We start from the raw sequence: 25051 nt of genomic DNA on the forward strand, positions 1-25051 counted from the left end.
TCATGTCTTCTATACTAGAAAAGATTACTAAAAGTCATTATGCTGGTGATTAAATTTTTATCTATGATTTATCTATGATTATATTGATAAAAATTTAGAAGGGCAACGTCATTAAATTCCAATTTGTTCTCTTCTGATGCTACCGGTACCTGTTGTTCAAATGACTTCCATTCAGATTATTTAAGTTTCTCAACGTTTTCGTCCTATACAGGCAGCTTTCCCTGACGAGTTGATACCTGGACTTAACAACGAAATGTACGTGAATTGAGGAGCTGCCAATTCGTGTGTTCTTTCGTTTTTTGTCCCGTCAACCGCGTAAGCCGGAACGGTGGAGAAAACAGCCATAAGGACAATAATAACCAGGCAGATAAATTTTTTCAAACTAAAAACCTCCTTTAAAATATTTTTTAATAGTAAAGACAACAAAGAAGGTTTTTTGCAACAAGTTTTTTGCTTTTTATATCTCCTCGTTAATCTATATATTCCACCCCTTCGGCCACCTTTATCGCCGTGTCCTTTCCCGTCTGTGCCCGAATCACAAACATACGGTTATTCATTCCCCAGATGATTGTAACCAGGGAGTCTTTGACTACAAGCGTTCCCTCATGCCCGTTGATATCTACCGTTTCAAAGATGGAAGCATTCTCCGTATCCAGCGCAGGCTTGCTGCCTTCGCTTAATTCCGTATAAGTGATAAAAGAACCCTGCTGATTTTTGAATTCGATTTTTCTTAAAAGTTTACCGTTGGAAATAGCACTGACTTTAAATCCGGCCGGTATATAGGTCGGGATATAAGCTTTATGGCAGTTTATAATTAAACTGCCACTATCCGAACCGTTGTCCTTTAATTCAAGGGACGTATATTCCGGTTGGATATCCATCAATAAATTCAATACCCTGACTTTCAATGCTTCTACGCTCGTCACGGCAATAGACGATAGAACAATCACAATCAGCATGGCTACAGCAAATCTGTTTAAGGCCTTAAAAATACGTTGTGTTCTGGCATAAGTCAGCGGCTTTTTTAAATGAGCGTCCAGTTGTTGGCTAAACCTTTTGAATGCTTCTGCGGAAGGCAGGAATTCCACGGCATTTTTTAGCTTCTCTTTTTCTTCCAAAAAAAGTTTTCCTTCTTTTTCCGCAACGTCGTGCATAATCAATTTAAACAGACTATCTTCATATTCCTCATAAAGTTTTTTTCGAATTTGTTCCGGGTTGTTCTTCGGCACGCATACTCATCTCCTTATCCATGAGTTTTTGGGCTTCTCTTCGGGCCCTTGTCGAATATTGCCGCACACTGCCGGGAACTATCCCGAAAGTTTCTGATATTTCCGCATCAGTCATTCCCAATATGTATTTAAAATACAATAGATCTTTCTGCTTTTTCGGAAGCCTTAATATGGCATTCCTTATTTCTTCCATCTCTTCCTGATGAATAATCCTATCTTCCGTGGTGTTTTCAAGGCTGGGAACCTTCCCGGCCAGATCCATATCTTCTCCATAATACGCATGTTTTTTCTGTACATCTCTGCGTTTTACAAAGTTAATTGCCACGCTCCTGGAAGTATAGACAACGTAAGCAGCTATCTTGCAACTGTCTAGAGTCCGAATTAAAGATATCTTTTCAATTAATTTCATGAAAGTATCGTTAATTAAATCTTCCACATTGTCCGCATCATGGGTAATATTATAAACAGTCTTTCTTACAATACCATAATAATCTCGATATAAGTTCAGCATAAAAGCCTTGTCATCTTCGCCTACTATTGCGGCTACTATCATCATGATCACTTGCATCACACCCTTTGTTATTGATTATACAGGCATTTAGAGAGTAATTGGCGACAAAAAGTTTCGACCGGGAAAATCATGCTTCTCCTAAACGTTGAGTTTATCAAAGAAAGCCCTGACTGAGTTCTCTAAATGGACAGAGCTGTTTGAAAACGAAATCATGGTTGCAGCTTTAATTGATAGGGTGACATTCCTCACATGTACTGAACATGAACGTCCAATAGTCCTACCGCTTAGAACGAGGTTAATGAAGAATCAGGAGCAATAGATGTTGAAGGTAAAGGTATTAGCATAACATTTACAGATAATGAATCCAATAAAAACGATATGCGCTATATTGTTCACGATGAAGACATTATAACAGTTGTAAACCAATTAAACGCTGCAGGAGCAGAAGTTATTTCTGTCAATGATGAACGATTGATTTCCTCAAGCAAAATAAAAGCAAATGGAATGTCGATTAAGGTGAATAACAATGATTATAACAGTCCTTTTATTATCAAAGTTATAGGAGATCCTGATATTCTAAGTGATGCATTAAAAGTAGACAAAAGCTATGTTGGTTTGTTACGCAATGATGTGGGGGTAAAAATAGAAAAGGAAGACAAATTGTTAATACCCAAATATAAAGAAAACATATATTTTCGGTTTGCCAAGCCAGTAAAAAATTAAGACGTTTTTGAACCGCAGATCATGTTGCATGTTTGCCCGAATTAAAAGAAGCGTTGCTCCAAGATTTATTAACAAAGATAAGCTAAAGATATTGATAAAACTGATAGAATGTACAAATTGCCAATACTGTATTTTAGGACAAGCTGACCCTTTGACTAAATCTAATTTATTGGCTTACAGGATGTCGTCGGCGGTGTCCTCCGGGCATTCGCTGGTGATGGTGTAGACGGTGCCCCTGATCTTGGCTTCATAGATCTTGCTGAATTCAGATGTCAGCATGGGATTTTCCTCTCTTTTATTGCAGGCAATAGATTTTGCTGTAAATTCGCAGTTGTATTTTACAACAGAATAGCGTATTCTATAGGCAGAAAGGGGCGGATAGAGTTGCCGAACATCAAACCGATTTCCGATCTGCGCAATTACAGCAAGGTGCTGCATCATGTGGCCCCGGGCGCTCCTGTCTTTTTGACGAAAAACGGGCGCGGCAGATACGCCATTGTGGATATGCAGGACTATGAGAAAACACAGGCGACGCTCCGTCTTATGAACGAACTTGCAAAGGGCAGAAAGTCCGGCGAGCAGGAAGGCTGGCTGGAGCCCGAAGACATGAGGGCGCATTTCCGCGCAAGAACGGATGAAGTATAGGCTCCGCTACTCTATCCAGTCGCGCAGGGATTTGGAAGAAATATGGGACTATATTGCGGCGGAGCTTCAAAATCCATCTGCCGCCGCACGTGTCGTAAACACCATTATGGATGCCACTGACCAGTTGATAGAATTTGCGGAGATGGGCGCGCCCCTATCCTCAATTGCCAATGTCGAGAGCGATTACCGCTTTCTTGTGCATGGAAATTACCTCACATTCTACCGGGTTCATGGCGATGAGGTCTATGTGGATCGAGTGCTTTATGGCCGCCGGGATTATCTGCGTATCCTTTTCGGAGATCTTATGAAAGATGAAACAGCAGAATAAAAACCGCCGTATTCCCACTTTGACGGACACCGATTCGTGATTAGTGGAAAAGGGCCGGGCCATTAGCCGCCGCCTGCGGTCGGAGCGAAGCGGAGAGCCTTGACTCCATGTGCTAGACTTAAACAACCCGACCGAAGGTTAGGCTACGAGGCTTTATAACCCCATGTCTTCATTTACCACCAACACATGCAGGTCTGTCAGGCCGGGTTTGCGCTCAATAACCGTCATGATCCGGCAAATACGGTCCGGTGAACTGCATTCCTGGCAAAAGCCGGTTTTGGCGCAGGGAGTGTTTTTGCTCAGGCGTTTGGCATTACGCGGCGCAGCGTATCTTTTTATGCGCTTGATTGCTTCTTCCGTATTGTCAACGATTTTATTGCGCCCGGCGACTACTATAACTTTTTGGGGACCAAACAACATGGCTCCCACGCGATTGCCTGTCATATCCATGTTTACCAGACAGCCTGTTAAGGTTAGCGCGTTAGTGCCGGATAAAAACAGATCACTAACTTGCTGCCGGCGCATTACTTCCAATGTCTCAGCAGGTGTTAAGCCCGGCTTCCCGTGGATAAGCAGTTCCTTGCCCATTACCTCTAATTCCTCTGTAACCCCAAGGCCGGCCACCGATAGAGAACCGCCGAAGCCAATTGTTTGCGCACCTTCGGCCTCTTGTATAATGTAATCATAAGCAACCTGCTTTGTTGGACAGTAAACGGCGGTAAAACCGTTCTTCTCCAGGGCTTGTACCGCTTTCCGGATCATTTGCTCATAATTCCAACTAATTAATTCATCTAAATTCATCAACGCACCTCCGGCAGAAATTTTCCGTGATCAATAGTTTCTGCTAAGAATGAAATTTTCACCCTTACAATGACCTTGGAAATTTTATTAGCAGCTTACCTTCCGGATAATAATACTTTTTACGCAATATGAGAGCCATTTTACAGCTCCCATATTATCCAGACTTACCAATAAACATCATACACCATGGATTTATCAAATTCCCAGGGGGCTGTTGCACAAAAGCTAGTAATTCGTGGTACAACAGATTTTTATAAAGATATCAAGGCTATTATTGAAATAATTCGCTGAATTTAATTTTATAGAGGAAAAGGAGCATCGCTCACTGCTCTAAGAAAGTAGTTTTGCGACACTCCCTTCTATTTTTACTTCAGGTGAGCTAAAATCCCCACCTGAATCCCCGATGTTCAGCTTTAACTAAACGAGCTCACTAAACTTCTTTCAGCAGGTTTTTCAATTCCTTGATCTCATCTTCACTCATTTTATAGGTATGCTCTTCCTCAACAGGGAATTTATTTTCGCGCACTTCCCGGGCATAATCTTCAAAGGCGCTTACCAAAACTTGCCCTACACCGGCATATTTTTTAACGAATTTGGGAGTAAAGTTATCATATAAACCCACCATGTCAGCGTAAATAAGCAGTTGTCCATGAGTGTGCGGCCCCGCGCCGATGCCCAGTATGGGAATGTTAGCCCTTTCCGTGATGGCCTGTCCCACTGCTGACGGAACGCCCTCTACCAGGATGGAAAATGCCCCGGCTTCCTCAATCAACCTGGCCTGTTCAACCAGCTGCATAGCAGCTTTGGCATTTTTCCCCTGAGCCTTATAACCGCCGATTTGTCCCATAAACTGTGGAGTAAGTCCTATATGGCCCATAACTAGAATACCGGCCTCGTTAATAGCTTTGATGCGGCTTAACATGCGTTCACCGCCGCCTTCCAGCTTAACTGCGTCAACCAAAGCCTCTTTAACCAATCTCCCGGCACTTTCCACAGCTTGTTCATCGGATACCTGGTATGACATGTACGGCATGTCTCCGACGATAAATGTATTTGGAGCACCCCGGCGCACTGCCTGGCAGTGACGGACCATATCATCCAGAGTAACCGGGAAAGTAGTATCATAGCCAAGGGATACCATGCCCAGTGAATCGCCGACAAGAATCATGTCCACCCCGGCTTTTTCCTGCATTTTGGCTACCAGGTAATCATAAGCTGTTAAATAGACTATTTTTTCTCCGGCCTCGACCATATTATGAAAAGCACCAATATTTTTTTTGCTCATAACTAGTTCATCTCCTAATTAATAATTTTAATATAAGCTTTTTAAGTTTACGATATTGAGGGTAAAATCCCGGTTCACCCATAAACTCATTCAACAAGCCTAAAAAGAATCAGTCTTCTTTTTCAGCACAGCTCCCGTGCCTGCCGAAGTTACCAGCTCAGCATAACGGGCCAAGTACCCCTTCTTTACTTTAGGTTCGGGCATTTCCCATTTAGCTAGCCGGTTAGTCAACTCTTCCTGACTTAAATCCGCATTCAAGCTGCATGCTGGGATATCTATGCTGATAATGTCGCCTTCCTTTAAAGCAGCCAGGGGACCACCCAGCGCAGCTTCAGGTGTAACGTGACCGATGGAAGCTCCACGACTGGCCCCGCTAAAGCGCCCGTCGGTAATTAAAGCTACCTCCTTATCCAGCCCCAAACCCGCCAGTGTGGCGGTAGGAGTAAGCATTTCCCGCATACCCGGACTACCTTTGGGGCCTTCATATCTGATTACGATTACATCACCTTTGCGAATCTGATTGCTCATCATAGCAGCTACGGCATCTTCCTCGGAATTAAAAATCCGTGCCGTTCCGCGGTGCTTCAACATCTCCGGGGCCACCCCGGCTTTTTTGACCACCGCGCCGCCGGGCGCTATGTTACCGTAAAGAATCGCAATACCGCCAGTAGAACTGTACGGGTCGTCAACATTACGAATAACCTCATTGCGGCTTATTGCGGCATTCTCAATATTTTTCCATAAGGTTTTACCGGTAACGGTCAAAGCGCTTCCGTCTGCAAGCCCGTGTTCAACCAGCTGGCGCAGTACCGCGGAAACACCACCCGCTTCATCAAGATCCTGGACATGGTGAGTACCGTTAGGGCTTAATTTGCATAGATTAGGTGTCTTAGAGCTAATTTCGTTAATTTGATCTAAATTGATTTTCACACCTGCCTCATAAGCAATGGCAGGCAAATGTAAAACCGTATTAGTAGAGCATCCCAAAGCCATATCCAAAGCCAAACCGTTTATGAAGGCCTTTTTAGTCATAATGTCTGAAGGACACAAATTTTCTTTTACCAGATCCATAATCCGCATGCCCGTTAATTTAGCTAAACGACGGCGTGCGGCGGAAACCGCGGGGAGGGTTCCATTGCCGGGCAAAGCCATACCCAGTGCTTCTGTCAGACAACCCATGGAATTAGCGGTAAACATACCTGCACAGGAACCACAACCCGGGCAAACTACTTCTTCAAGTTCAGACATATCCGACTCGGACATACGACCCGATTTCACAGCGCCGATAGCTTCAAAAATATTACTAACGGATACGTCCCGCCCTTTAAAACTTCCGGCCAACATAGGGCCGCCGCTAATAATAATAGTCGGAATATCCAGCCGGGCTGCAGCCATGAGCATACCGGGCACAACTTTATCACATGCGGTTATTAATACCAGGCCGTCAAACGGATGCGCCATACTCATAACTTCCACTGAATCGGCGATTATTTCCCGACTGGCAAGAGAATACTTCATTCCGTCATGGTTCATAGCTATACCGTCACAAACCGCGATGGAGGGGTATTCAATAGGCGTACCACCGTTAATTCTTACCCCGGCCTTTACCGCCTCACTAATTTCCCGCAAATGCATGTGTCCCGGTACTATTTCATTAAATGAATTGACTACCCCGATCATAGGTCGCCCCAGTTCCTGATCGGTAAGCCCCAACGCTTTGAACAAAGATCGGTGCGGCGCTTTTTGCAGTCCTTTTTTCATAGCATCGCTACGCACTTTAACAACCTCCTTTCTAATGTTCTTTGCATTTCCCTGGAACGCTTCCAAACCAGTATTTTAACAACGCGGGTATTAAAAATAAGATAAATAATAGACGAAACATCTGGTATGCTGTGATTAATGAAATATCCGCATGGACCTGTAGCGCTGTTAACCCCATTTCCGCTATACCCCCTGGCGCCATACCTAAAAAAGCATCAATTAATCTTAGCGGGTACACGCATGTTAGAATATAACTTATGGAAAAAGAAAATAAAATAATGGCCAGATTCCCGCCAAGAACGTATAACAATACCTTCCTCATATGCATAAGGTTTCTTAAATTTGTAGTTAAGCCCATATATGAACCAACGCATATTTGAGAGGCAATGACCATAAATGATGGTACTGTTGGCACCGGGAAACCGGCTAAAACAAGAATAATAGACCCGATAATGGGACCCAGAAGAAAAGGAGTAGGCAAATTTACACGCAGCGACAACCACACAACCATCAATATTAATACTAAGAACAAAATGGTATTCCACGAAAAATCAATTAATAAATCAACACTCCCTGATTCACCGCTAATTGCGTTTGTTGGTAAAACGTTATCCGCCAAGCCATGGATAACGATAAACGGAACAATAAAAACAACAGACATAATTCGTATGGTTTGCATGAACGTTATGACCGTTGCATCTGCATTTTTAACTTCCTCGCTTAAAGCAACCATCTGAGGAAGACCCCCGGGTGTGCTTCCTATGATAGCAGTAGCCAGGGATAAACCTGTTTTGCGACTGGTAACATATCCCACCAGTAAACTAAATGATACTGTTAAAACTGTGGCCAGTACTATTAATGGAAGCTGCTTTAAAATCTGCAAGCCCGTTTCTACAGTGAACGAAATCCCAATAATTAAACCAAGAAAGACCAACCCCGCATTGCGTAAACCAACAGGCCAATATAAAGACCTCTTTGTCGCGGATTTCCAAAGCATAATTAAAACCAAAGGCCCCAGCAACCACGGCAAAGGAATCTTTAAAAAGTTAAAAATAGAGCCACCGATTAAAGAAACTATTAACGTTTCAATAAAAAGGGCCATATCCGGTCACCTCTTCTTTTCATCCCCTGGCACATAAAATTACTGCATATTTTTGTTCGTTAAAGAAACAGGGGTTGGCGGCCCACCCCGGTATGAGCGGGCCATTATAGATTATAAAAATGTACTAATTATTTTCCTTATTTACCATTTCAGCTATTAACTTAGCGGCCCGGTCAGTATTAAAGATTCCACACATGCATGGTTTAAAGAGCTCCCCGGCGGCTTTTTCAGGGGTTAACTTACCTTTTTTAACTTTTTCGACCATCTCTTGTATTAAATTTACTGAAACCATCGCATGACCGCACATAGTGGCAATTTCTAAATATTCCTTTTGAGGAAGTTTTTCCAGTTTACCCCATCTTCCCAAAGAATGCTCTACAGTATGAGGTTTTAGACCGGTTTTGGAACAGCACTCCGCCACTTCATCTGCGAGGCCGGAGACCACGATGGAAAGACCCAGGTCTTCTTCCTTTAAAGCTTTTAACATCTTAACAACTGCTTCCTTATTGTTAAAAGTAGCTGTTACTACCGCCCGGTCTTCAACGTTAGCTAACATATTTTCCATACTCCCCTGATGATATTCATTTCCTTTACGGCAATCACCGAGAGTTACGCAATCATTTTCCAAGCATATTTCCAAAAACCTTCTTAACTTAAGACCGGAACCTTCGTGATTAATATCCTTACTTGGCATGCATAAGAATACCCAATCCCCCTCCAGGCTTTCCCGGTTACCCACTCTGTGCAATGTGTGCGTCATTCTTTTAGTCCTCCTTTACCAGCGGTCTTCCCAGACCTACGTTGGTTTTTGTGTTGGGAGAGATCCAAAGCCCCAAATCTTCTATAACTTTTACATGCGGAACTGTTCCGTCCGATTCAACCCTCGAACATATATCCAGGCTAAATACTGTATCCAGTTGGGGCGCTACCTTTTCCAAGCGTTTAATGATAGCCGGCACTTCTTCCAGGGGAACGGTAAACTCGATGATAGCCGAAAGTACCCGCTCATTGAGCAGTTCTTCCTTGAACTTGCCTGTTTTGGGATCAGACATCATGCTCGTAATAGGATTTTCTTTTTCAAACGTCACATCTTCTGCGGCCACCGCCATAGCCACCTTTTCCACATCATACATTCTGGTGGCAACTCCGGGGCGGCCCAATTCCATGGCCAAGCCGACCCAACCAGGCTTAAAACGCCCGGTCACTTCATTTGTTTTCATTTCTTCAGTGCCACGACCGGATATCTGTGACTCTTCAGCAATAGTCAACACATCACTCATAATACTGCGAATGCTGCGCGGCCAGGTCAATTCCTGCTGATAAATAGAATTGGTGGGGCATACCCGCCAACGCAGACAAACCCCGCATTCAACACACTCATCAAATTCAATGTAAATTCCCTTATCGGCATCTTTCTTAATTGCCCCGACCGGACACCTGTTTACGCAGATGCCGCAGTTTTTACACGTTTCTTTGTTGATTAACATCCTGTCTTTTCCCCTCTTTCCGTAATGTCTGTAATTTTGACTAATCAATTATCAAAACAAAATTTTTTAAAGGATATGAGCAGGTTATTCCGACGCCGCAGCTTTTCTCTTTTTTAGAAAGGCATTTAAGGTTGGGAACGCTATTAAAGCTACTGTAATAATAATCAGCGTAAGTGATATTGTACTGGTAAAAAAGATACCAATCTCACCGTGCGAAATCATAAAAGCCTGACGCATGGATGTCATTAGCCGCGGCCCAAGTACCACCGACAAAATCAGGGCCGGGATAGGAAATTGAAAACGATTCATAAAATATCCGATAAAGCCGAAAAATAACATTACCCAAAGGTCAAACATATTGTTATTGACACTATAGGAGCCAAGAATACAGATAGATACAATAACCGGCGCCATAACAGCACGAGGTATCTTTAAAATGTATACAAATAATGGTATTGCCAAAATACAGGTTAGAGCTACAAGAAAATTACCGACATACATACTTGCAATAAGGCCCCAGACAAATTCCGGCGCTTCACTGAAAAGCAGGGGACCCGGCATTAAACCAAACATCATCAGACCGCCAAGCAGTAAAGCCGAGGTTCCTGATCCGGGGATCCCCAACGAAAGCAACGGGGCAAAAGAACCTATACTGGCGGCGTTGTTGGCAGCCTCAGAAGCGGCTACTCCTTCAAGAGCGCCTTTGCCAAGTCTCTCAGGGTGTTTGTTGAGTCGTTTCTCCGCTATATAAGATAAAAAGGCTGCTGTGGTTGCGCCCGATCCGGGCAATAAACCAATGTAAAACCCTAAAACACCACTGCGTAAGGATGTCCAGAGACCACGCAGGTATTCACCGACGGGGGGTATACTGTTTCGTAAAGACACTTTAGGCACTTTATCAATCGGAAATTCATTCGGCCTGGCAATCATCAACATTACCTGGGAAAGGCCAAACAGACCAATAACCATCGGAATAAACGAAACTCCAGATGCCAAATTAGCCGATCCGAAAGTGAACCTGGTCATCCCTTCGATTAAATCTGTGCCGATAGTAGCGATAAGCAGTCCCACTGCAGCTGATATTACGCCTTTTATGGGGTTATCACCAAGAAGCCAGCCTATGCTGGTTAAAGCCATTAAAATTAGCGCGGTAAACTCCGCCGGCCCAAATTTTAAGCCAAGACTAGCCAGTGCGGGGCCAACCACAGTAAGTGTGACAATTCCAAGTAAACCGCCAAAAAAGGAAGCGGTAAAAGCCATGAATAGAGCATGTCCCGCTCTGCCCTTTTTGGCAAGCTGGTTCCCGTCCAAAGCAGTCATAACGCAAGGCGAATCCCCGGGTATATTAATAAGGATGGCGCTGATGGAACCGCCAAACATATTACCGTAATAAATACCTGCCAACATAATTATGGCCGCTGTTGGATCCATTTTAAAAGTAAGCGGCAGTAATAAAGCCACCCCGGCAACAGAGCCCAATCCGGGCAAGGCACCCACAATTACCCCCATAGCGCCGCCTAAGAAAGCCATCAAAATATTGAAAGGCAACAATGCCTGGCTAAAACCCAGCATTAATTGGTTGATAATGTCCATATAATATCCAACCTTTCGTTAAAAACCTAGCACGCCTGTAGGTAATGGTACCCGGAGCCATAATACAAATACCAAGTAAGCAATTATGGCAGTTCCTGCGCTGACTTTAGCTGCTGAAAACCAGGTATAACGCTCTAAAAACCTAAGCCAGGCAATTATCAAAATAATTAAGGTAAATATAGTGCCGAGAATGTTAAGGGATATCAGGGCCGCCGCCACTGTTGCCATAATCTTTCCAATTACGCGCAACTCCTGACGATCAAGACTTTCACCTTTTTCTACACGTAAAGTTTGAATTAACAGTATTAAGCTTAAAACAGCAGTCAGCAAACCAAAAACTACCGGTATAAAACCGCTTCCGGGGCCGAAATCTTTCCAAAAGCCATATATAAACCCCATCACGGCCCAATAGATACCCATAAGAATGCCGACGAGAGATGCAATACGGTCACCAGACATATTTTTCTCACCCCCAGTAACTGTGCAAAGGAGGGACCTTGATAGATCAGCCTCCTCCTTTACACAGAAATTTAAAACAGAAGGTCTAATATGATACTTTTACTTAATTTGTCCCAGGTCGGTAAGGATTTCCTCATATTCTTTCTCTGCGTCGTTAATAGCTTGTGCGAACTCATCGGGCCCCATGTACTGGGAGGTCAAACCGTTTTTCTCAATGTATTCTTTCTGCCAGCGCTCTGATTCCGAAACTTTCCTAAATACATCGGCAAGCGCATTCACTGCATAATCCGGCATGTCAGGAGATCCGGAAATAGCCCGAATTTGGCGAAATTCTGCGTCGACCCCCTGTTCTTTAAAAGTAAGTACGTCAGGGAAAGCATCAATGCGTTCAGGAGCCATGATACCCAGTGCCTTAACCATACCTGCATTAAGCTGAGAAGCTGCTTCGGATGGATTGGCCCAAGCTAACTGGATATGTCCGCCAAGGAGAGAACTCATCACTTCACCGCCGCTGTCGAAAGGAACATATTCCGTTTTAATGCCAGCAGCTTTTTGCAACAGACCAAGGCAAATTTGGTCTTCCGCACCGGTTCCTGTGCCACCCACTGTCAATTTGCCGGGATTTTTCTTAGCATATTCAACTATATCGCCTAAACTTTGAAAATCAGAATCCGCTTTGGCTAAAAGCATATACTCGTCCAGTGCCAGTGCAGCAATAGGTTTAAATGTTGAGGCTTTAACTTCAGCCCCGGTAGTAAGCGGGTTACTGATCTGAGCAGATACAATGCCGATAATGGTATAAGGATCGCCTTTTTTCGTAGCCACTTCGTTCATACCAACAGCAGCACTACCGCCCGGTTTGTTAACTACCACTAACGGCTGGGGCATAATGCCCTCAGCTTGAACAACATCTGCTACCATGCGTGCCATTCTGTCACTACCGCCGCCGGCGCTCCAGGGTACCACGAAACTGATTGGTTTCTCTGGATACTTCACTTCTGAGTTTTCATCGCCACCGGTTTTACCGCAACCCGCGACTAAAACCAGGACCAGCAAGGAAACTAATGCTACTAACAGTCTCTTGCTCATTTAAATACCTCCCCTTTATAATTTATTTTGGTTAAGGAAGCATTTAGCTTGCCTAACCATTTTTTAAAACCAAAATTAAGAATAGCAGCTTTATATATAAGCTTGATCAGCAAGCAGGTTTTTAATGAATATTACAAAAAGTGTGATGAGCTTATATCCTCTCTACTTTCTATATTTTTCGTATGCCAGCATACTTGCATTATTGTATACAATTATACATAATAAAAAAATCCCACTATGCTTCACATGCAATAAACATCCAATTAATTCATCTTCTTAATTTCTTCTTCCGCAGTCTGCAGCATCCATTTTTCCTGCATTATTGTTTTACATTTTCCAACATCAAACGACGCGCGATTATTAGATGCTCCTTCATGTAATGGCAAGCTTTTTCTTTATCCCCCAGTTTTATAGCCTCAAATATTTGCTCATGCCCGGAAAGAGATGCTTCCGGTTCCTGGGAGTGGCGTAGGCTTACCCTGCGGTAGGCTTGTAAATAATCGCGCAGACTACAAATTATCTCATAAACTTTTTTGTTTCCACCGGCTATAATTATTTCAAGGTGAAATTGTGTGTTTAATTCAATTATTTTCTCCATTAACCCTTTTTGCTGGGCAACCCGGCCCATTAAAATGATTTCCTCTAAAGTTTTTAATTGTTCTTCGCTGATGTTGTCCACAGCTTTCATAGCTGCATGGGTTTCCAACAGATCTCTCACGTCAAATATATCGTTAATCTCTTTGGTTGAGATTTCTGTCACCTTAACCCCGCCGCCAACTAATGGAGTGACAAGCCCTTCCTGCTTAAGTTGATTAATAGCTTCTCTGACAGGCGTTCTACTAACGCCCATTTTTTTAGCCAGCTCTTCTTCTTTTAATCGTTCGCCTGTAGGAAAAGTACCGTTAATAATTGCAGATTTAAGGGATAAATAAACTTGTTCAGTTAAAAGTGTTCTATTGCGAACCGGTAACAGACCACGCTTTCCTTCGGGCACTGCAGCTCCTCCTAAATTTTTCATTGTTAACTTTTTTGCGTACCTATACTCTGGGCTAAAATATACTTGCATTATTGTATACAAAAATGCATAATAAAAAAAGACAGAGGCTCAGACCACGTTAGTAATTATAATTTATCTCTTCCTCTTTGTAAAGATCCTAAATAAAATATTCTGAAAGTCATTATTCTCTGTAGGTGTTCACATGCAACACCTCCTCTTATGCCGGATTTTGTTTTCCCTGAGCTTTGCCCGGTACCGGCGGGAAAAATTAAAATTTTCGTTTTCCCATTAACTTGGTTAAGCACCACGGCAGGGATCAGGGCGATCCCACGACGGTCTGTTTTTTTTGCGCTCAATTACGAAGGGAAAGTGTTTCCTAAAATTCACTCTTAACATAAAAGAGCGGGATACATCAGTAAATCTTTTTTCTTGGAATTTCACTAAAATATCATGAAAAATAAGGTGAAAAATTATGTGGCCCATAGCAAAACTGCTGTTTGTTTTCTTATTAATGGTTTTAATGTTACGTAAAAATATTGGTATTGGAATAACAATGATGATATCAACAGGTATACTGGGCATTATCTATGGCCTTAATATAGTACGTCTAATAAAACAGTTTGGATTAACAATTATGGATGTCAACACACTATCATTAGTATTAATCCTAGTATTAATCATGATTCTGGAATCAATAATGAGACATACCAATATGCTCGAAACCATGACTAACTCATTATCACATCTACCCTTGAATCATGGCATCCAAGTGGCTATTATTCCAGCGATTGTTGGATTTCTTCCGTCCGCCGGGGGGGCCCGGTTTACTGCACCATTAGTAGCGCAGGCAACTGCTAATACGTCATATAGAGCTGAGGATAAAGCTTTTATTAATTATTGGTTCAGACATATTTGGGAATTTTCTCTTCCCTTGTACCCGGGATTGATTTTAGCGGCCCATATAGCCGGTATTCCCATAGGAACGATGTTCCTTTGGCTCTGGCCAATTTCTATATTCTGGGCTCTATTGGGATACTGGTTGGTTTTTAAATATAATAACAACGAAGTCCAACAAAAAGCAGAATCCCCTGTTACCTCAGATTCTGCCCATGAAATCAGAGCATTTTTACAAGTATTTATTAAAAATACATGGCCCTTATGGGTTACGGTTGTACTTGCACTCTTTATACCTATCCTTTGGGCGCTAATTTTAGTTTTATGCTGCCTGATATTGCAGAAGCGTTATCCCCTAGCTTTAATTTGGCAAACTTTAAAAGAGCCTATAACGATAAAAATTGTTCTCCTCACCTGGGGTGTTATGGCTTTTAAAGATGTCCTTGAATTATCAGGAGCTGTCGTTCAAGTTAGCAACGCAATAGCTATCTTAGCAGTACCAATCTTAGTATTAGTAATTATTTTACCCTTGATAACCGGCATGTTAACCGGTATGGTTCAAGCCTGCGCCGGTATTGCTTTCCCATTATTAGTATCTATAGTTGAACCTACGACAGGTTATGCGGTGCTTGCATATGTGGCCGGTACGGTTGGCGTTATGATCTCACCACTGCATCTTTGCCTTATATTGACAATAGATTATTTTAAAGTGAACTTTATGAGCTGTTACAAGTCTCTGATTCTACCCGGCTTAATGCCAATAGCCGCAGCTCTGGGGATATATTGGCTTCAAAAGTTTTTTTAAAAAGTAAACTCGTTCCAGCTAAAGATAAAATTAGCATTAGAGGTTAGAGGCCGGAGGCTGGAATGTTTTTGAATTGACTGCGTCAATTGTCAAAGGCAATTTGTAGTTGACCCGTGCGAAGCTACTTGGTAAACGTTAGCACCGCCTTGCCACAATATGGTCAGAATCTCTTCGGCCCTTTCCCGGCGGTGGCGTTTTAAGCTCGTTAATTCTTTTCCGCACGTCGTGAATCAGACTCCGGCGCCCCGGCAGCACCAGTCCAATATCCATGTGGTAAGCTTTATCCAGATTGGCCAGTAACCCTCCAGGGGATTCTCCTCTTCGGGCACAATCAGGGAAATATTCGATGTTATTGTCAACGAGAATATGGTCCCCGGACACCAGCACCCTTTTGTCCGGCTCGTACAGACACATATGTCACCTGGTATGGCCGGGGGTGGCCATGCATACGCTAGTAAACCACGTCCATTTCGATTACGATCTTGAAGAGCATAGGTTTCTTGTCGGCTACCCACTCCTGATACCGCATAAGCAGGCCGTGGGAGCCGGCGTCATCCCTGTCAATATCCATCTCGAAGGACACCTTGGCGGGACTTTTCGGCGTCACATTGCTTCCCGACACGGGTTGTCCATCCTGCATTTTAAAATACAAGTACTCGGCGTGTTTCTCGTAGGAGTTCAGGCTGCTTCCCGCAACCCGGGCATATCCCACACCCTCCGGCAAGTGGAAGTGCAGTTCCAACGGCGCGTTTCCCATCACCGCCTCCACATATGTCTTTTCTCCCAGGTAGACTTCGGCTTTGTGCTCGTCGATCATTTCGACTGTCCCCTCGCGGGGAACGGGAGGCGGGGGCGGCCCGAGCACCTTAATCCGCTTTTCCGGGGCGCTTATCTTTAGATCATGCCCGCCGGGCCCCCAATCGTATAGCGAATAACTGGTCCGGACAGCGTACTGTCCCGAATCCGCCGTCTCGGGAATTTTCAGGGCTACTGTTTTTGAATCGCCGGGAGCAATGGAAAACGCCCCTAGCTCTTTCCGGTAGCCACCAAAAACCGCTTCTGACTCCAAGGCGGCAATCAAGGAATAAAGCCCTCCCGGAGAGCCTTCCAGTGGGTATCCCAGTTCGATTTCGGTATGGTTGGCCATGGTGAGCAGAACAGTGTCACCGGGCGCATATTCATTACGATCAGTGGCAAGCGCAATACCGTCGCCGGCTAGATGGCGCTCGGTTACTTTCAGCTGTTCATAGGACATTTCTTCCAGATCCCTGATCAGCCAGGGCATAAAACTGTAAACAGCCCAGCAGCAAAACATAATTTTGTTCCAACCTTTAAGCATTTTTAACACCAGCACTTTTATAGAACGCTGCCGGATAAATACGACAACTTTTCGCGCCCAACTGGAAACATTCACGGAAACCCCACGTTTATAGTCAGGAAACCCAAAAGGACAAGGGATCTTTTTGATTTCGGGTTCTATTTCTATCATTTCTATCGTCCGGTAGGAGTGAATTTGAAAATTTTTCACAGCCACCACCAACCAAATGCAACATCATACCGGCAAATTTCGTCTAATAATAAAAGGGTTAATTTATAGGAGGTTTGTGGAAAATGGGAAAGCGCTATTTGAATTTAACTTTATTGATAACAGCATCTTTACTGCTTATGGCCGGGGTTAGTTACGCTAATGATAACAACACCAAGGCTTCAAAAGAGAGCTGCACGTGGACCAGTTACGTCAATCCCAATGATGTTACGGCAGCCGTGGAATTTAATGACCGGCTTGTCATAGGAACCAACGGGTCGGGCCTGGTAATCAGAAACAAGAATAATTTACAACCGGAAACAGTTTATACATCCCATAATTCCCCCTATTTACCGGATAACGCAATCGAAGGTTTGCAAAAACTTGGCGACCGGCTGTTTATAGTTACAGCTAAAGGTTACTGCTGGTACGACGACGGTAAAATCATTCCGGATCCCAACTTGGAGGCAAGTCCCTACCTCAAGCTGGCTGCCTTAAATAACCATGAAAAATACTTTGACGGTTCTATCTATTTACCGGACCAAATAAACGACCAATCGACCATTGTAAAAATCGACCCTTCTCTGGAAATAAGCCGCATTGAGCCGGGACTTGCCATCAGGGATTTTACCTTTCAATCCGACGGCAGGCTGCTGCTCCTGTCCGATGATGGAATCTACCGGGAAGAAAATAACCATTTCCAAAAAATATTAGAACTTCCCGCCGAAAATAAGGCAAAGGAAGAGGGCAATTTTTTACGCTACGCCTCCATATTTTATGACAGCGGCAACGATGCCATCTGGTACTCATATCGGCAAGAAAAGATGGAGGAACTTTCGCCCCCCGCGTCTTTTTACCCGTATTATTTAGTAAAACAAGCCGACGGCAAAGCCACAAAATATGATTTGGGCAAAGGCACCTACCCGGAAAAAGCCTTTTTTGTAGACGACAAAGCTATTTTTGTTCTGGAAAAAAGACTAAGCCTGGACACCACCGGTGCGGATATTATGGTCATTGAGAACGGCAACCAGCGCTTCCTTGGCGCCGGCAGGGGTCACTTTATCGGCAAAGTAGACCGGGGCTTATGGTACTCATATTTCTATCCATATTCAACCAGTAAACTGGTGCTGTTGGACTTTAACTTGCAACCCGTGAAAGAAAAGGAAATCCAGGGACTGACTACCGTCGGTGACAACAGCATACTGGTTTTTACAGACCATAAGGTATATAGGATCAGCGACAGTGAAGAGCAGTCTATTTCCCATGCGTATCTTCCTTTTAATAATGCTTACAAAATAGAAAATGTGGGGAATAACACGGTTTACCTGACAGGCCATTTTGCGGAACCATGTTCCCAAGAAATGAACGGGACAAAATTTGTCTTTAACAATGACGACCGCAACGGGGGTTTATCCGCTGATAAATATCTTGCTAAAGAGCCCGCGTTGATCGACAATCGCGGCAACAAGTGGTTTGAAGGCGTTGAAGCGGGGAAATGGTATTGCCTTGCGCCCGACGGTACGGAACAGGTCTATTCCCGGGACCAGATGCCGGGCACACCTTTTTATGATTTTTACGACTTGGCCGAAGACCCGCAGGGCAATATCTGGTTCATGAGCTCCGAAGGGCTGACGAAAATGAATCCCCAGGGTGAGTTTTCCTATTTTGTAGGCCGGGAAATCTTTGGGGAGCAGCTCAGCCAGGCCGATGGGGATTACCAATCCGCTCCATTTTTTGAGGAACTGGAAATTGATGAGCAGGGAAACCTGTGGGTTTATACGAACACCCTGGGGCTAATTAGTTTCAACAAGCAGGTTGAAGTCAATAAAATATACGGACCTGAAAGGTGGCCCCTCTATGCTTTCTTCCTGGATCGTAGCGGCAACAAATGGGTGGTCAATCAAGGGAAAGATCACGTGAATTGCACTATTTTAGACCGGAACAATAATGTAGTCACAGAACATAAGACCGCAGGTTTTATGGCCGACTTTGAACATGCCAAGTATTATTACGATTCCGTGGGTAAAGCCCATTTCATCGCCCTCAGCACCTTTGACCGGGACAAGGAAAGATTTGGGATTATTAAAGTGGAGGAGGACGGGGTATTTGACATTTACCGTAACCAGCTTGACTTTGAATATTCCGGCGGGGAAATGTTTACGGAGATGTACCGCGAGCAAGGTTATGTATGGTTTGTAACCCCCGCGGGTATTGTCCGGTACGATGGCGCCCAATTTTTGACTATAAATTACGAAGGTGAGGGCCTGATAGGTCATGACAGCTACGTGGAAAGCCCGAACAAAGTCTGGGTATTGACGACAACCGGAATCGCCCGGGTTAATTTTTAGCATGACCAATTTAGACTTAAAAAAATGGAGGCCATAAACCGGTGATGCTTCTACATTAATAAGCGGCCGGGGGAATATTCCCCCGGCCCGGGTAAGCCCATACATCCCCCACCGCCTTTTCCCGAAGCTTGCGCTTTAGGTTAGAGAACACTTCGTCATGCTTAAAGCGTTTGCCGGTAATGCTTAAGATGCTTGATAAAAACGGTCAGGATATGATAGTCTGCTTATTACAATCTCATACGCCCACTTTTTACTTACGTAATTTACTTTACTTACGGAATTTACTGAAATCGGGTTCTCTTTTTTCCATAAATGCATTTCTACCCTCCACGGCTTCATCTGTGCCGTAGTATAGATTTAAAGCAATTCCGGCCATAGAATGAATACCCCATATGGATTCGGTATCCGCATTAAAAGATGTCTTGAGAGCAGCTAAGGAAGTAGGACTGTGGGATAGCAAAGTATCACACATCTTTTCCACTTCTTCCTCTAAATTTTCAGACGGGACTACCTTGTTCACCAACCCCATTTCCAGAGCATCATCCGCAGTGTACTGCTGGCAGAGGTACCAGATTTCCCTGGCCTTCTTTTCACCGACCACTCTGGCCAAATAAGCGGAGCCATAACCAGCGTCGAAACTGCCGACCCGTGGGCCAGCCTGGCCAAACTTGGCCTTTTCAGAAGCTACGGATAGATCACAGACCACATGAATAACGTTGCCACCACCAATGGCGTAACCGTTGACCATAGCCACCACAGGCTTGGGAATCATTCTAATTATTTGTAGAAGCAGGGCGTGGTTGTTGGCCAGGGGCAGGTTTTCCAGTCCCTCCAGACCGTTCTTCTCAGACTCCGCACCGGCATAACCCCCTTTTGAGCGAATAGATTGATCTCCTCCGACACAAAAAGCTCTATCACCAGCACCGGTAATGATAACCACACCTACATTTTTATCAGTCCAAGCATCTATAAGAGCACTGATCATTTCCTGCAAAGTATGGTTGGTGAAGGCATTTAGTTTATCGGGCCTGTTAATAGCAACCTTGGCTCTCCCATCGTATTTTGTATAAAGGATATCTTCAAATCTCATAATTAATCCCTCCCGAATTTATTTAAAGAATAATAGCAATCTACAAAAGCTGCCTTGCACACCTTTTCTTAATATGGTAGATATTCCCGACCAAAAACTTCCCTGGAAATAATAATTTTTTGTACCTGAGCCGTACCATCGCCAATTTGCAGTCCAATAACATCCCTCATGCGCTGCTCTACAGGAAATTCCCTGGTGTAACCATAGTGTCCGTGAATAAGCAGACAGTCATGGATGGCAGTCACTGATATCTCCGGGCACAGCCATTTACACATTGCGGCTTCTTTGGTATGGGGCAATCCTTCATCCCTTAACCAAAGGGTGCGATAACATAGCCAACGGGCAGCTTCCAGCCTGGTAAGCCATTCCATCAGGGGGAAGGAGATACCTTCGAATTTCGCCAAGGGCTGGCCAAAGACGTTACGCTGCTTCACGTATTCAATAGTCTCTTCAATAGTTTTCTGCGCCGCACCCAGGCACATGAGGGCAATAATCACGCGACTGTAATCAAAGGCCTGCATTACCTGAATAAAGCCGCCCCCTTCGTCACCAATTAAATTTTCCGCTGGTACAACCACGTCATCTAAGAAGAGTGAGCCACGTACAATGGCTTTGCTGCCCATATCCGGATACGACTGTATGGTAATTCCCGGCTGGTCCAGGGGTACCAAAAAAGCGCTAATCCCTTTAGCTCTGGCCGTAGGATCAGTTTTAGTAAATACTACGGCAGCATTAGCAGCCCTGAGCAAGCTGATGGCGGATTTTTCCCCGTTTAAAACATAATTATTTCCTTTTTTGATAGCCCGTGTACTTATGGCTGCCGCGTCGCAACCCGCATGGGGCTCGGTTAAAGCTATACAGACTATTTTTTCCCCTGTGGCCATCTTAGTCAACCAGTTTGTTTTTACTAGTTCGGTCGCGAATCTATCCAATATATCCCCAACCAGACAGTTCATCAGTACACCATATGAGCAGTTAAAGTCACCCCTGGCAAGCTCTTCGGCAATCAAACCGGCCGTGACGCAGTCGGCTTCTTGACCTCCGTATTGTTCGGAAATCCGCAGGCCCAATAGATCCAGCTCAGCCATCTTGGCCCATTGCTCATAGGGAAACTCTTCTTTCTCATCCCAATAACCATACTTGGGAAGCAGTACTTTATTAGCAAAGTTCCTTACAACCTTAGCCATAGATTCCTGAACATCGCTAAATCTAAAATCCAAGTCAATCTCTCCCATCTAACATTATTTCATCAATAAATCCGAACCCTAATCTACATAACTTAAAGCATCCCTTGGACTTTTAACCTATCAGCAACTACAATTAATTGGCTACAGCATATTTAACCCGCCATTAACACTTAAAGTCTGGCCGGTAATATAAGCGGCCTCTTCAGAAGCCATAAACAACACTGCATTAGCAAGATCATCCGGCTGAGCCAAACGACGGAAAGGTATTGTTTTAACCAGAGCCTCAGCAATTTTAGGATTCCCTGCCGCAATTTCGGCAAAAAGCGGTGTATCGGTAGGACCGGGAGCCACACAATTAACGCTGATTTTATTCCGAGCCATTTCCCTAGCCAGAGTTTTGGTGAATGCAATAACCCCTCCTTTAGCAGCGGAATACACCGCTTCACCCGAAGAACCAACCCTGCCGGCATCAGATGCTATGTTGACAATCCTACCCGATTTCTGAGAAATCATTATAGGTAATACTGACCGGCAAAAACTTATTGTCCCTTTAAGATTAACAGCTATCACCTTATCCCAGGTGTCTTCCGTACTTTCCATAAAGGGCTCAATTTTATCCCAACCGGCGTTATTAATTAATATATCCACCCTGCCGTATTTCTCCAGCACAGCATCAACCAAATCATCCACCGATTTTTTTTTAGCTACATTTACTCTCACAGCCAGGGCATCACCGCCGAGCGACTCAATTTCTCCGGCCACACAGGCAGCCGTGCTTAAATCCAAATCAGCCACCACAACTTTTGCGCCTTCTTTAGAAAAAGTTGTGGCAATGGCGCAGCCAATCCCCCTGCCAGCCCCAGTGACAATAGCTACCTTATCCTTAAGTCTCATTTTTACACCTCCGCAAATTTTAAATATTCAAAATTAATGGAATTGCAATTTGTTTGCCAGATGCCAACCTATTCATTATTAAAGTAATTTCTTAAAATAATGCACTAATCAACTATTCAATAGTGCAATTTATCTTGCAATATTGCAATTAGCTGCTAAAAAATCAAAAACCGCTACCCACTGTAGCGGTATAAAGTAGATTAACAATCTATAGTTTTTCTAAAGTAAATAATATACTGCAAATGCGGAAGGTTAATTACTAAACCTTTTCGAGTAACCCTAGCTGCATGTCTTTTTCAACCTGCCGCGCCAGCTTATAATGTATTTTTTTCCCGGTGGCGGTCATGGGCAACTGTTCCACAAATTTATAATATCTCGGTCTCTTATAATTTGCCAGCATCGGATGCTCCACGCAATATTTGTTCAGCTCACCAGCTGTAAGCGAAGTATCGCTTTTTATCACATAAGCAACTATTATTTGCCCCCATTTTTGGTCACGCAACCCCACTACTACCGAATCATAAACTTTCGGGTTCTCGTTAAGCGCCTCCTCAACTTGTACCGGAAAAACGTTCTCACCACCGGATATAAGCATATCGTCTTTTCTGCTAACAATGGTTACATATTCGCTTTTATCCCAGGTAGCCAAATCACCAGTATACATCCAACCTTTATAAAACCGTTTTTTACTTTGCCCTGGATTATTAAAGTAGCTGTAAGAACATTTTCCGGGACACCAAACAATTACTTCCCCGACTTCCTGATTGTCCCGGGCAACACATTCATAAGGCTCGGCCAGATGATCATTGTAGACCTTCACTACAGCCATATCATCGTCCGTGCAAGTTCTCCCGGCGCTGCCGGCCTTCTGCGGCAGATCAAAAGGCCTTAAAAAAGTATTCCAGAATGACTCGGTAGTACCATACCCGTTGAAAATGTTCGGCGTGAGCACATCCTGGTATCTGATACAGGCCTCTTTTTCCAGTGGAGCCCCCATAGTCACTATGCCCTTTAGGGTACTAATATCTCTTGAGCTATTAACTTGCTGATCACACAACATCTTAAGCACGGGAGGCACACCAATTAAAAAAGTAATACTGTATTTTTGCACATAATCCAAAACTGTTTCGGCATTGAAATTTCGCAACACGATCACCTCTCCGCCTACGTAAAGGGTCGGATTCGGACCTCCCGAATACAACCCGCCACGATGGAACCACGGAGTCATATTCATTGTCTTATCCAGGGGACTCAGAGGGAAGTGCATTATCACATCATGGGCGCTTAATATTTCGTTTATTTGATTCAAAGGAACCCCTTTGGGCATGCCGGTGGTCCCTGATGTATACAGGCGAGTGACTTCATCATAAATATAAGGGCGGTGCTCAACCGACGGTTCTGTATCGGGCATATCGCGAATATAATCCTCGAAGGTGATGGTGCCGGGAATATTACTGCCTTTATCGGAATAGTCAACCAGCACGATCCTTTTAGGCTTGTGCCCGGCTATCTCCAGTGCTTCTTCCACTGTCTCACTAATATCAGAATCATAGACAAATACTGCAGGCTTGCATTCGTCAATTACATAAGCAGTTTCTCCGGGAGAAAGGCGGAAATTTATTGGGCAATTAATAGCACCGATTTTTTGCGGTACAAGATAAAGAAAAACATATTCGGAGCAGTTAAATAACTGGTACATAACCACATCATGCTTATTAACACCGTCTTTCAGCAGCGCATTGGCCAGTTTGTTACAATCCAAATTCAATTCCGCATAAGACCAGCTTTTTTCCCTGACAGTACAGGTTAAAGCCTTCCTGTCCCCGAAACGGCGGGTATTACGCAAAAAACCATTAATATAAGTAAATTCATGTTCAAATGTCTCTCTGAACATCTCAACATCATAAGTGAGCTGCATATCCAACATATTTTCACCATCCTTTCTTTTCTTCTCAAACAGCTACCTGGACTAAAGATTCACCTGCACCCTACCTTCAGCTGTTGACACGGCTATTGGATAGAAAACAATACCATTGCATCCCATGATGATGGACTAACTTAACCTTGGGCTTAATATCAACACCTCCGATATCCGAATTGAGTGATTTTTTCGAATTGAGTTAATTCATATTGCAATTAATCTGCCAGGTGATACACTGTAGATTAACAAGTGTTTCTTAAATAAAAAAAGTAAAGTTGCACTCAAAATTGCAACTTCTTCTTGCAGCTTTGCATGCAATATTGTAATTGTTTTACAGTTTCCCAAATCTGAGAAGTGCTATTGTACCTATTTAAAGC

22 protein-coding genes and 1 pseudogene are annotated in these 25051 nt (G+C 43.8%); 5 read left to right on the forward strand and 18 right to left on the reverse strand.

Translation table 11 applies throughout. The annotated features are described in order from the left end of the window. Positions 1-470 precede the first annotated feature (470 nt). Together ABDB91_RS11040 and ABDB91_RS11045 are read right to left on the reverse strand one after the other, a co-directional pair. On the reverse strand, positions 471-1229 hold the full coding sequence (locus ABDB91_RS11040; protein ID WP_347487756.1) for a DUF4367 domain-containing protein: 759 nt from the start codon (positions 1227-1229) through the stop codon (positions 471-473). Further along, a complete protein-coding gene (locus ABDB91_RS11045) occupies positions 1186-1785 on the reverse strand; it encodes a sigma-70 family RNA polymerase sigma factor (protein ID WP_347491583.1) in 600 nt (199 codons plus the stop codon). The genes ABDB91_RS11040 and ABDB91_RS11045 overlap by 44 nt, the downstream gene beginning before the upstream one ends. 258 nt (positions 1786-2043) lie before the next feature. On the opposite strand from ABDB91_RS11045, the pseudogene ABDB91_RS11050 reads away from it, so the two are divergent. The 3 genes and pseudogenes from ABDB91_RS11050 to ABDB91_RS11060 form a co-directional block, all read left to right on the forward strand. Continuing rightward, positions 2044-2463: pseudogene (locus ABDB91_RS11050) on the forward strand (DUF881 domain-containing protein); the annotation flags it as partial. 384 nt (positions 2464-2847) lie between these two features. Next, a complete protein-coding gene (locus ABDB91_RS11055; RefSeq protein WP_347487760.1) occupies positions 2848-3108 on the forward strand; it encodes a type II toxin-antitoxin system prevent-host-death family antitoxin in 261 nt (86 codons plus the stop codon). Then, positions 3098-3436: a type II toxin-antitoxin system RelE/ParE family toxin gene (locus tag ABDB91_RS11060; protein ID WP_347487762.1), complete on the forward strand. Its 339-nt coding sequence runs from the start codon at positions 3098-3100 to the stop codon at positions 3434-3436. Before ABDB91_RS11055 ends, ABDB91_RS11060 begins: the two co-directional genes overlap by 11 nt. A gap of 153 nt (positions 3437-3589) precedes the next feature. Here ABDB91_RS11060 and ABDB91_RS11065 read toward each other — a convergent pair whose 3' ends face one another. The 10 genes from ABDB91_RS11065 to ABDB91_RS11110 all read right to left on the reverse strand — a co-directional run bounded on the left by ABDB91_RS11065 (position 3590) and on the right by ABDB91_RS11110 (position 14007). Beyond that, entirely contained in the window at positions 3590-4237 is a 648-nt protein-coding gene (locus ABDB91_RS11065) for a lactate utilization protein (RefSeq protein ID WP_347487763.1), read from the reverse strand. Positions 4238-4667: 430 nt separating this feature from the next. Then, a complete protein-coding gene (gene panB, locus ABDB91_RS11070; RefSeq protein ID WP_347487765.1) occupies positions 4668-5522 on the reverse strand; it encodes a 3-methyl-2-oxobutanoate hydroxymethyltransferase in 855 nt (284 codons plus the stop codon). A 99-nt stretch (positions 5523-5621) separates the two neighbouring features. Next, positions 5622-7298, reverse strand: coding sequence for a dihydroxy-acid dehydratase (gene ilvD, locus ABDB91_RS11075; RefSeq protein ID WP_347487766.1), 1677 nt, complete (start codon positions 7296-7298; stop codon positions 5622-5624). A 16-nt stretch (positions 7299-7314) separates the two neighbouring features. Then, positions 7315-8385, reverse strand: coding sequence for an AbrB family transcriptional regulator (locus ABDB91_RS11080; protein ID WP_347487768.1), 1071 nt, complete (start codon positions 8383-8385; stop codon positions 7315-7317). Positions 8386-8509: 124 nt separating this feature from the next. Continuing rightward, positions 8510-9145, reverse strand: a complete 636-nt coding sequence (locus tag ABDB91_RS11085; protein WP_347487769.1) for a hypothetical protein — start codon at positions 9143-9145, stop codon at positions 8510-8512. Positions 9146-9149: 4 nt separating this feature from the next. After that, on the reverse strand, positions 9150-9872 hold the full coding sequence (locus tag ABDB91_RS11090) for a 4Fe-4S binding protein (RefSeq protein ID WP_347487771.1): 723 nt from the start codon (positions 9870-9872) through the stop codon (positions 9150-9152). Between the two features lie 84 nt (positions 9873-9956). Next, positions 9957-11465: a tripartite tricarboxylate transporter permease gene (locus ABDB91_RS11095; RefSeq protein ID WP_347487773.1), complete on the reverse strand. Its 1509-nt coding sequence runs from the start codon at positions 11463-11465 to the stop codon at positions 9957-9959. Positions 11466-11483: 18 nt separating this feature from the next. Next, entirely contained in the window at positions 11484-11924 is a 441-nt protein-coding gene (locus ABDB91_RS11100; protein ID WP_347487775.1) for a tripartite tricarboxylate transporter TctB family protein, read from the reverse strand. 99 nt (positions 11925-12023) lie between these two features. Then, positions 12024-13013 (reverse strand): tripartite tricarboxylate transporter substrate binding protein, encoded by a 990-nt coding sequence (locus ABDB91_RS11105; RefSeq protein ID WP_347487777.1) that lies wholly within the window; start codon positions 13011-13013, stop codon positions 12024-12026. A gap of 319 nt (positions 13014-13332) precedes the next feature. Beyond that, entirely contained in the window at positions 13333-14007 is a 675-nt protein-coding gene (locus ABDB91_RS11110; RefSeq protein WP_347487778.1) for a GntR family transcriptional regulator, read from the reverse strand. Positions 14008-14482: 475 nt separating this feature from the next. Here ABDB91_RS11110 and ABDB91_RS11115 point away from each other — a divergent pair, with 475 nt between their 5' ends. Further along, positions 14483-15709, forward strand: coding sequence for a DUF401 family protein (locus ABDB91_RS11115; RefSeq protein WP_347487779.1), 1227 nt, complete (start codon positions 14483-14485; stop codon positions 15707-15709). A 135-nt stretch (positions 15710-15844) separates the two neighbouring features. Here ABDB91_RS11115 and ABDB91_RS11120 read toward each other — a convergent pair whose 3' ends face one another. Together ABDB91_RS11120 and ABDB91_RS11125 are read right to left on the reverse strand one after the other, a co-directional pair. Continuing rightward, on the reverse strand, positions 15845-16123 hold the full coding sequence (locus ABDB91_RS11120) for a hypothetical protein (protein WP_347487780.1): 279 nt from the start codon (positions 16121-16123) through the stop codon (positions 15845-15847). 37 nt (positions 16124-16160) lie between these two features. Beyond that, positions 16161-17237, reverse strand: a complete 1077-nt coding sequence (locus ABDB91_RS11125; RefSeq protein ID WP_347487782.1) for a hypothetical protein — start codon at positions 17235-17237, stop codon at positions 16161-16163. A gap of 83 nt (positions 17238-17320) precedes the next feature. On the opposite strand from ABDB91_RS11125, the gene ABDB91_RS11130 reads away from it, so the two are divergent. Next, complete coding sequence (locus ABDB91_RS11130; protein ID WP_347487783.1) at positions 17321-19582, forward strand: hypothetical protein; 2262 nt, start codon at positions 17321-17323, stop codon at positions 19580-19582. A gap of 268 nt (positions 19583-19850) precedes the next feature. On the opposite strand, the gene menB is transcribed toward ABDB91_RS11130, so the two are convergent. From menB to ABDB91_RS11150, 4 genes are all read right to left on the reverse strand, one after another. Next, positions 19851-20672 carry a 1,4-dihydroxy-2-naphthoyl-CoA synthase gene (menB, locus tag ABDB91_RS11135; RefSeq protein ID WP_347487785.1) on the reverse strand — a complete coding sequence of 274 codons (822 nt, stop codon included), beginning with the start codon at positions 20670-20672 and terminating at the stop codon, positions 19851-19853. A gap of 68 nt (positions 20673-20740) precedes the next feature. After that, a complete protein-coding gene (locus ABDB91_RS11140) occupies positions 20741-21892 on the reverse strand; it encodes an acyl-CoA dehydrogenase family protein (RefSeq protein ID WP_347487787.1) in 1152 nt (383 codons plus the stop codon). Between the two features lie 108 nt (positions 21893-22000). After that, entirely contained in the window at positions 22001-22753 is a 753-nt protein-coding gene (locus ABDB91_RS11145) for a 3-oxoacyl-ACP reductase family protein (protein ID WP_347487789.1), read from the reverse strand. 259 nt (positions 22754-23012) lie between these two features. Then, positions 23013-24680 (reverse strand): AMP-binding protein, encoded by a 1668-nt coding sequence (locus tag ABDB91_RS11150; protein ID WP_347487791.1) that lies wholly within the window; start codon positions 24678-24680, stop codon positions 23013-23015. Between the last annotated feature and the right edge of the window lie 371 nt (positions 24681-25051).

Origin of the sequence: Desulfoscipio sp. XC116, assembly GCF_039851975.1 — a bacterium.
Taxonomy (GTDB): Bacteria; Bacillota; Desulfotomaculia; order Desulfotomaculales; family Desulfallaceae; genus Sporotomaculum.

What these genes read in the sequence shown, in the direction of transcription:
- ABDB91_RS11130 (WP_347487783.1), top strand. Translation starts at nt 17,321, where the DNA reads ATGGGAAAGCGCTATTTGAATTTAACTTTATTGATAACAGCATCTTTA.
- ABDB91_RS11145 (WP_347487789.1), bottom strand. Translation starts at nt 22,753, where the DNA reads ATGAGACTTAAGGATAAGGTAGCTATTGTCACTGGGGCTGGCAGGGGG.
- ABDB91_RS11065 (WP_347487763.1), bottom strand. Translation starts at nt 4,237, where the DNA reads ATGAATTTAGATGAATTAATTAGTTGGAATTATGAGCAAATGATCCGG.
- ABDB91_RS11120 (WP_347487780.1), bottom strand. Translation starts at nt 16,123, where the DNA reads ATGTGTCTGTACGAGCCGGACAAAAGGGTGCTGGTGTCCGGGGACCAT.
- ABDB91_RS11045 (WP_347491583.1), bottom strand. Translation starts at nt 1,785, where the DNA reads ATGATGATAGTAGCCGCAATAGTAGGCGAAGATGACAAGGCTTTTATG.
- ABDB91_RS11150 (WP_347487791.1), bottom strand. Translation starts at nt 24,680, where the DNA reads ATGTTGGATATGCAGCTCACTTATGATGTTGAGATGTTCAGAGAGACA.
- ABDB91_RS11090 (WP_347487771.1), bottom strand. Translation starts at nt 9,872, where the DNA reads ATGTTAATCAACAAAGAAACGTGTAAAAACTGCGGCATCTGCGTAAAC.
- panB (WP_347487765.1), bottom strand. Translation starts at nt 5,522, where the DNA reads ATGAGCAAAAAAAATATTGGTGCTTTTCATAATATGGTCGAGGCCGGA.
- ABDB91_RS11085 (WP_347487769.1), bottom strand. Translation starts at nt 9,145, where the DNA reads ATGACGCACACATTGCACAGAGTGGGTAACCGGGAAAGCCTGGAGGGG.
- ABDB91_RS11080 (WP_347487768.1), bottom strand. Translation starts at nt 8,385, where the DNA reads ATGGCCCTTTTTATTGAAACGTTAATAGTTTCTTTAATCGGTGGCTCT.
- ABDB91_RS11060 (WP_347487762.1), top strand. Translation starts at nt 3,098, where the DNA reads ATGAAGTATAGGCTCCGCTACTCTATCCAGTCGCGCAGGGATTTGGAA.
- ABDB91_RS11115 (WP_347487779.1), top strand. Translation starts at nt 14,483, where the DNA reads ATGTGGCCCATAGCAAAACTGCTGTTTGTTTTCTTATTAATGGTTTTA.
- ABDB91_RS11100 (WP_347487775.1), bottom strand. Translation starts at nt 11,924, where the DNA reads ATGTCTGGTGACCGTATTGCATCTCTCGTCGGCATTCTTATGGGTATC.
- ABDB91_RS11105 (WP_347487777.1), bottom strand. Translation starts at nt 13,013, where the DNA reads ATGAGCAAGAGACTGTTAGTAGCATTAGTTTCCTTGCTGGTCCTGGTT.
- ABDB91_RS11095 (WP_347487773.1), bottom strand. Translation starts at nt 11,465, where the DNA reads ATGGACATTATCAACCAATTAATGCTGGGTTTTAGCCAGGCATTGTTG.
- menB (WP_347487785.1), bottom strand. Translation starts at nt 20,672, where the DNA reads ATGAGATTTGAAGATATCCTTTATACAAAATACGATGGGAGAGCCAAG.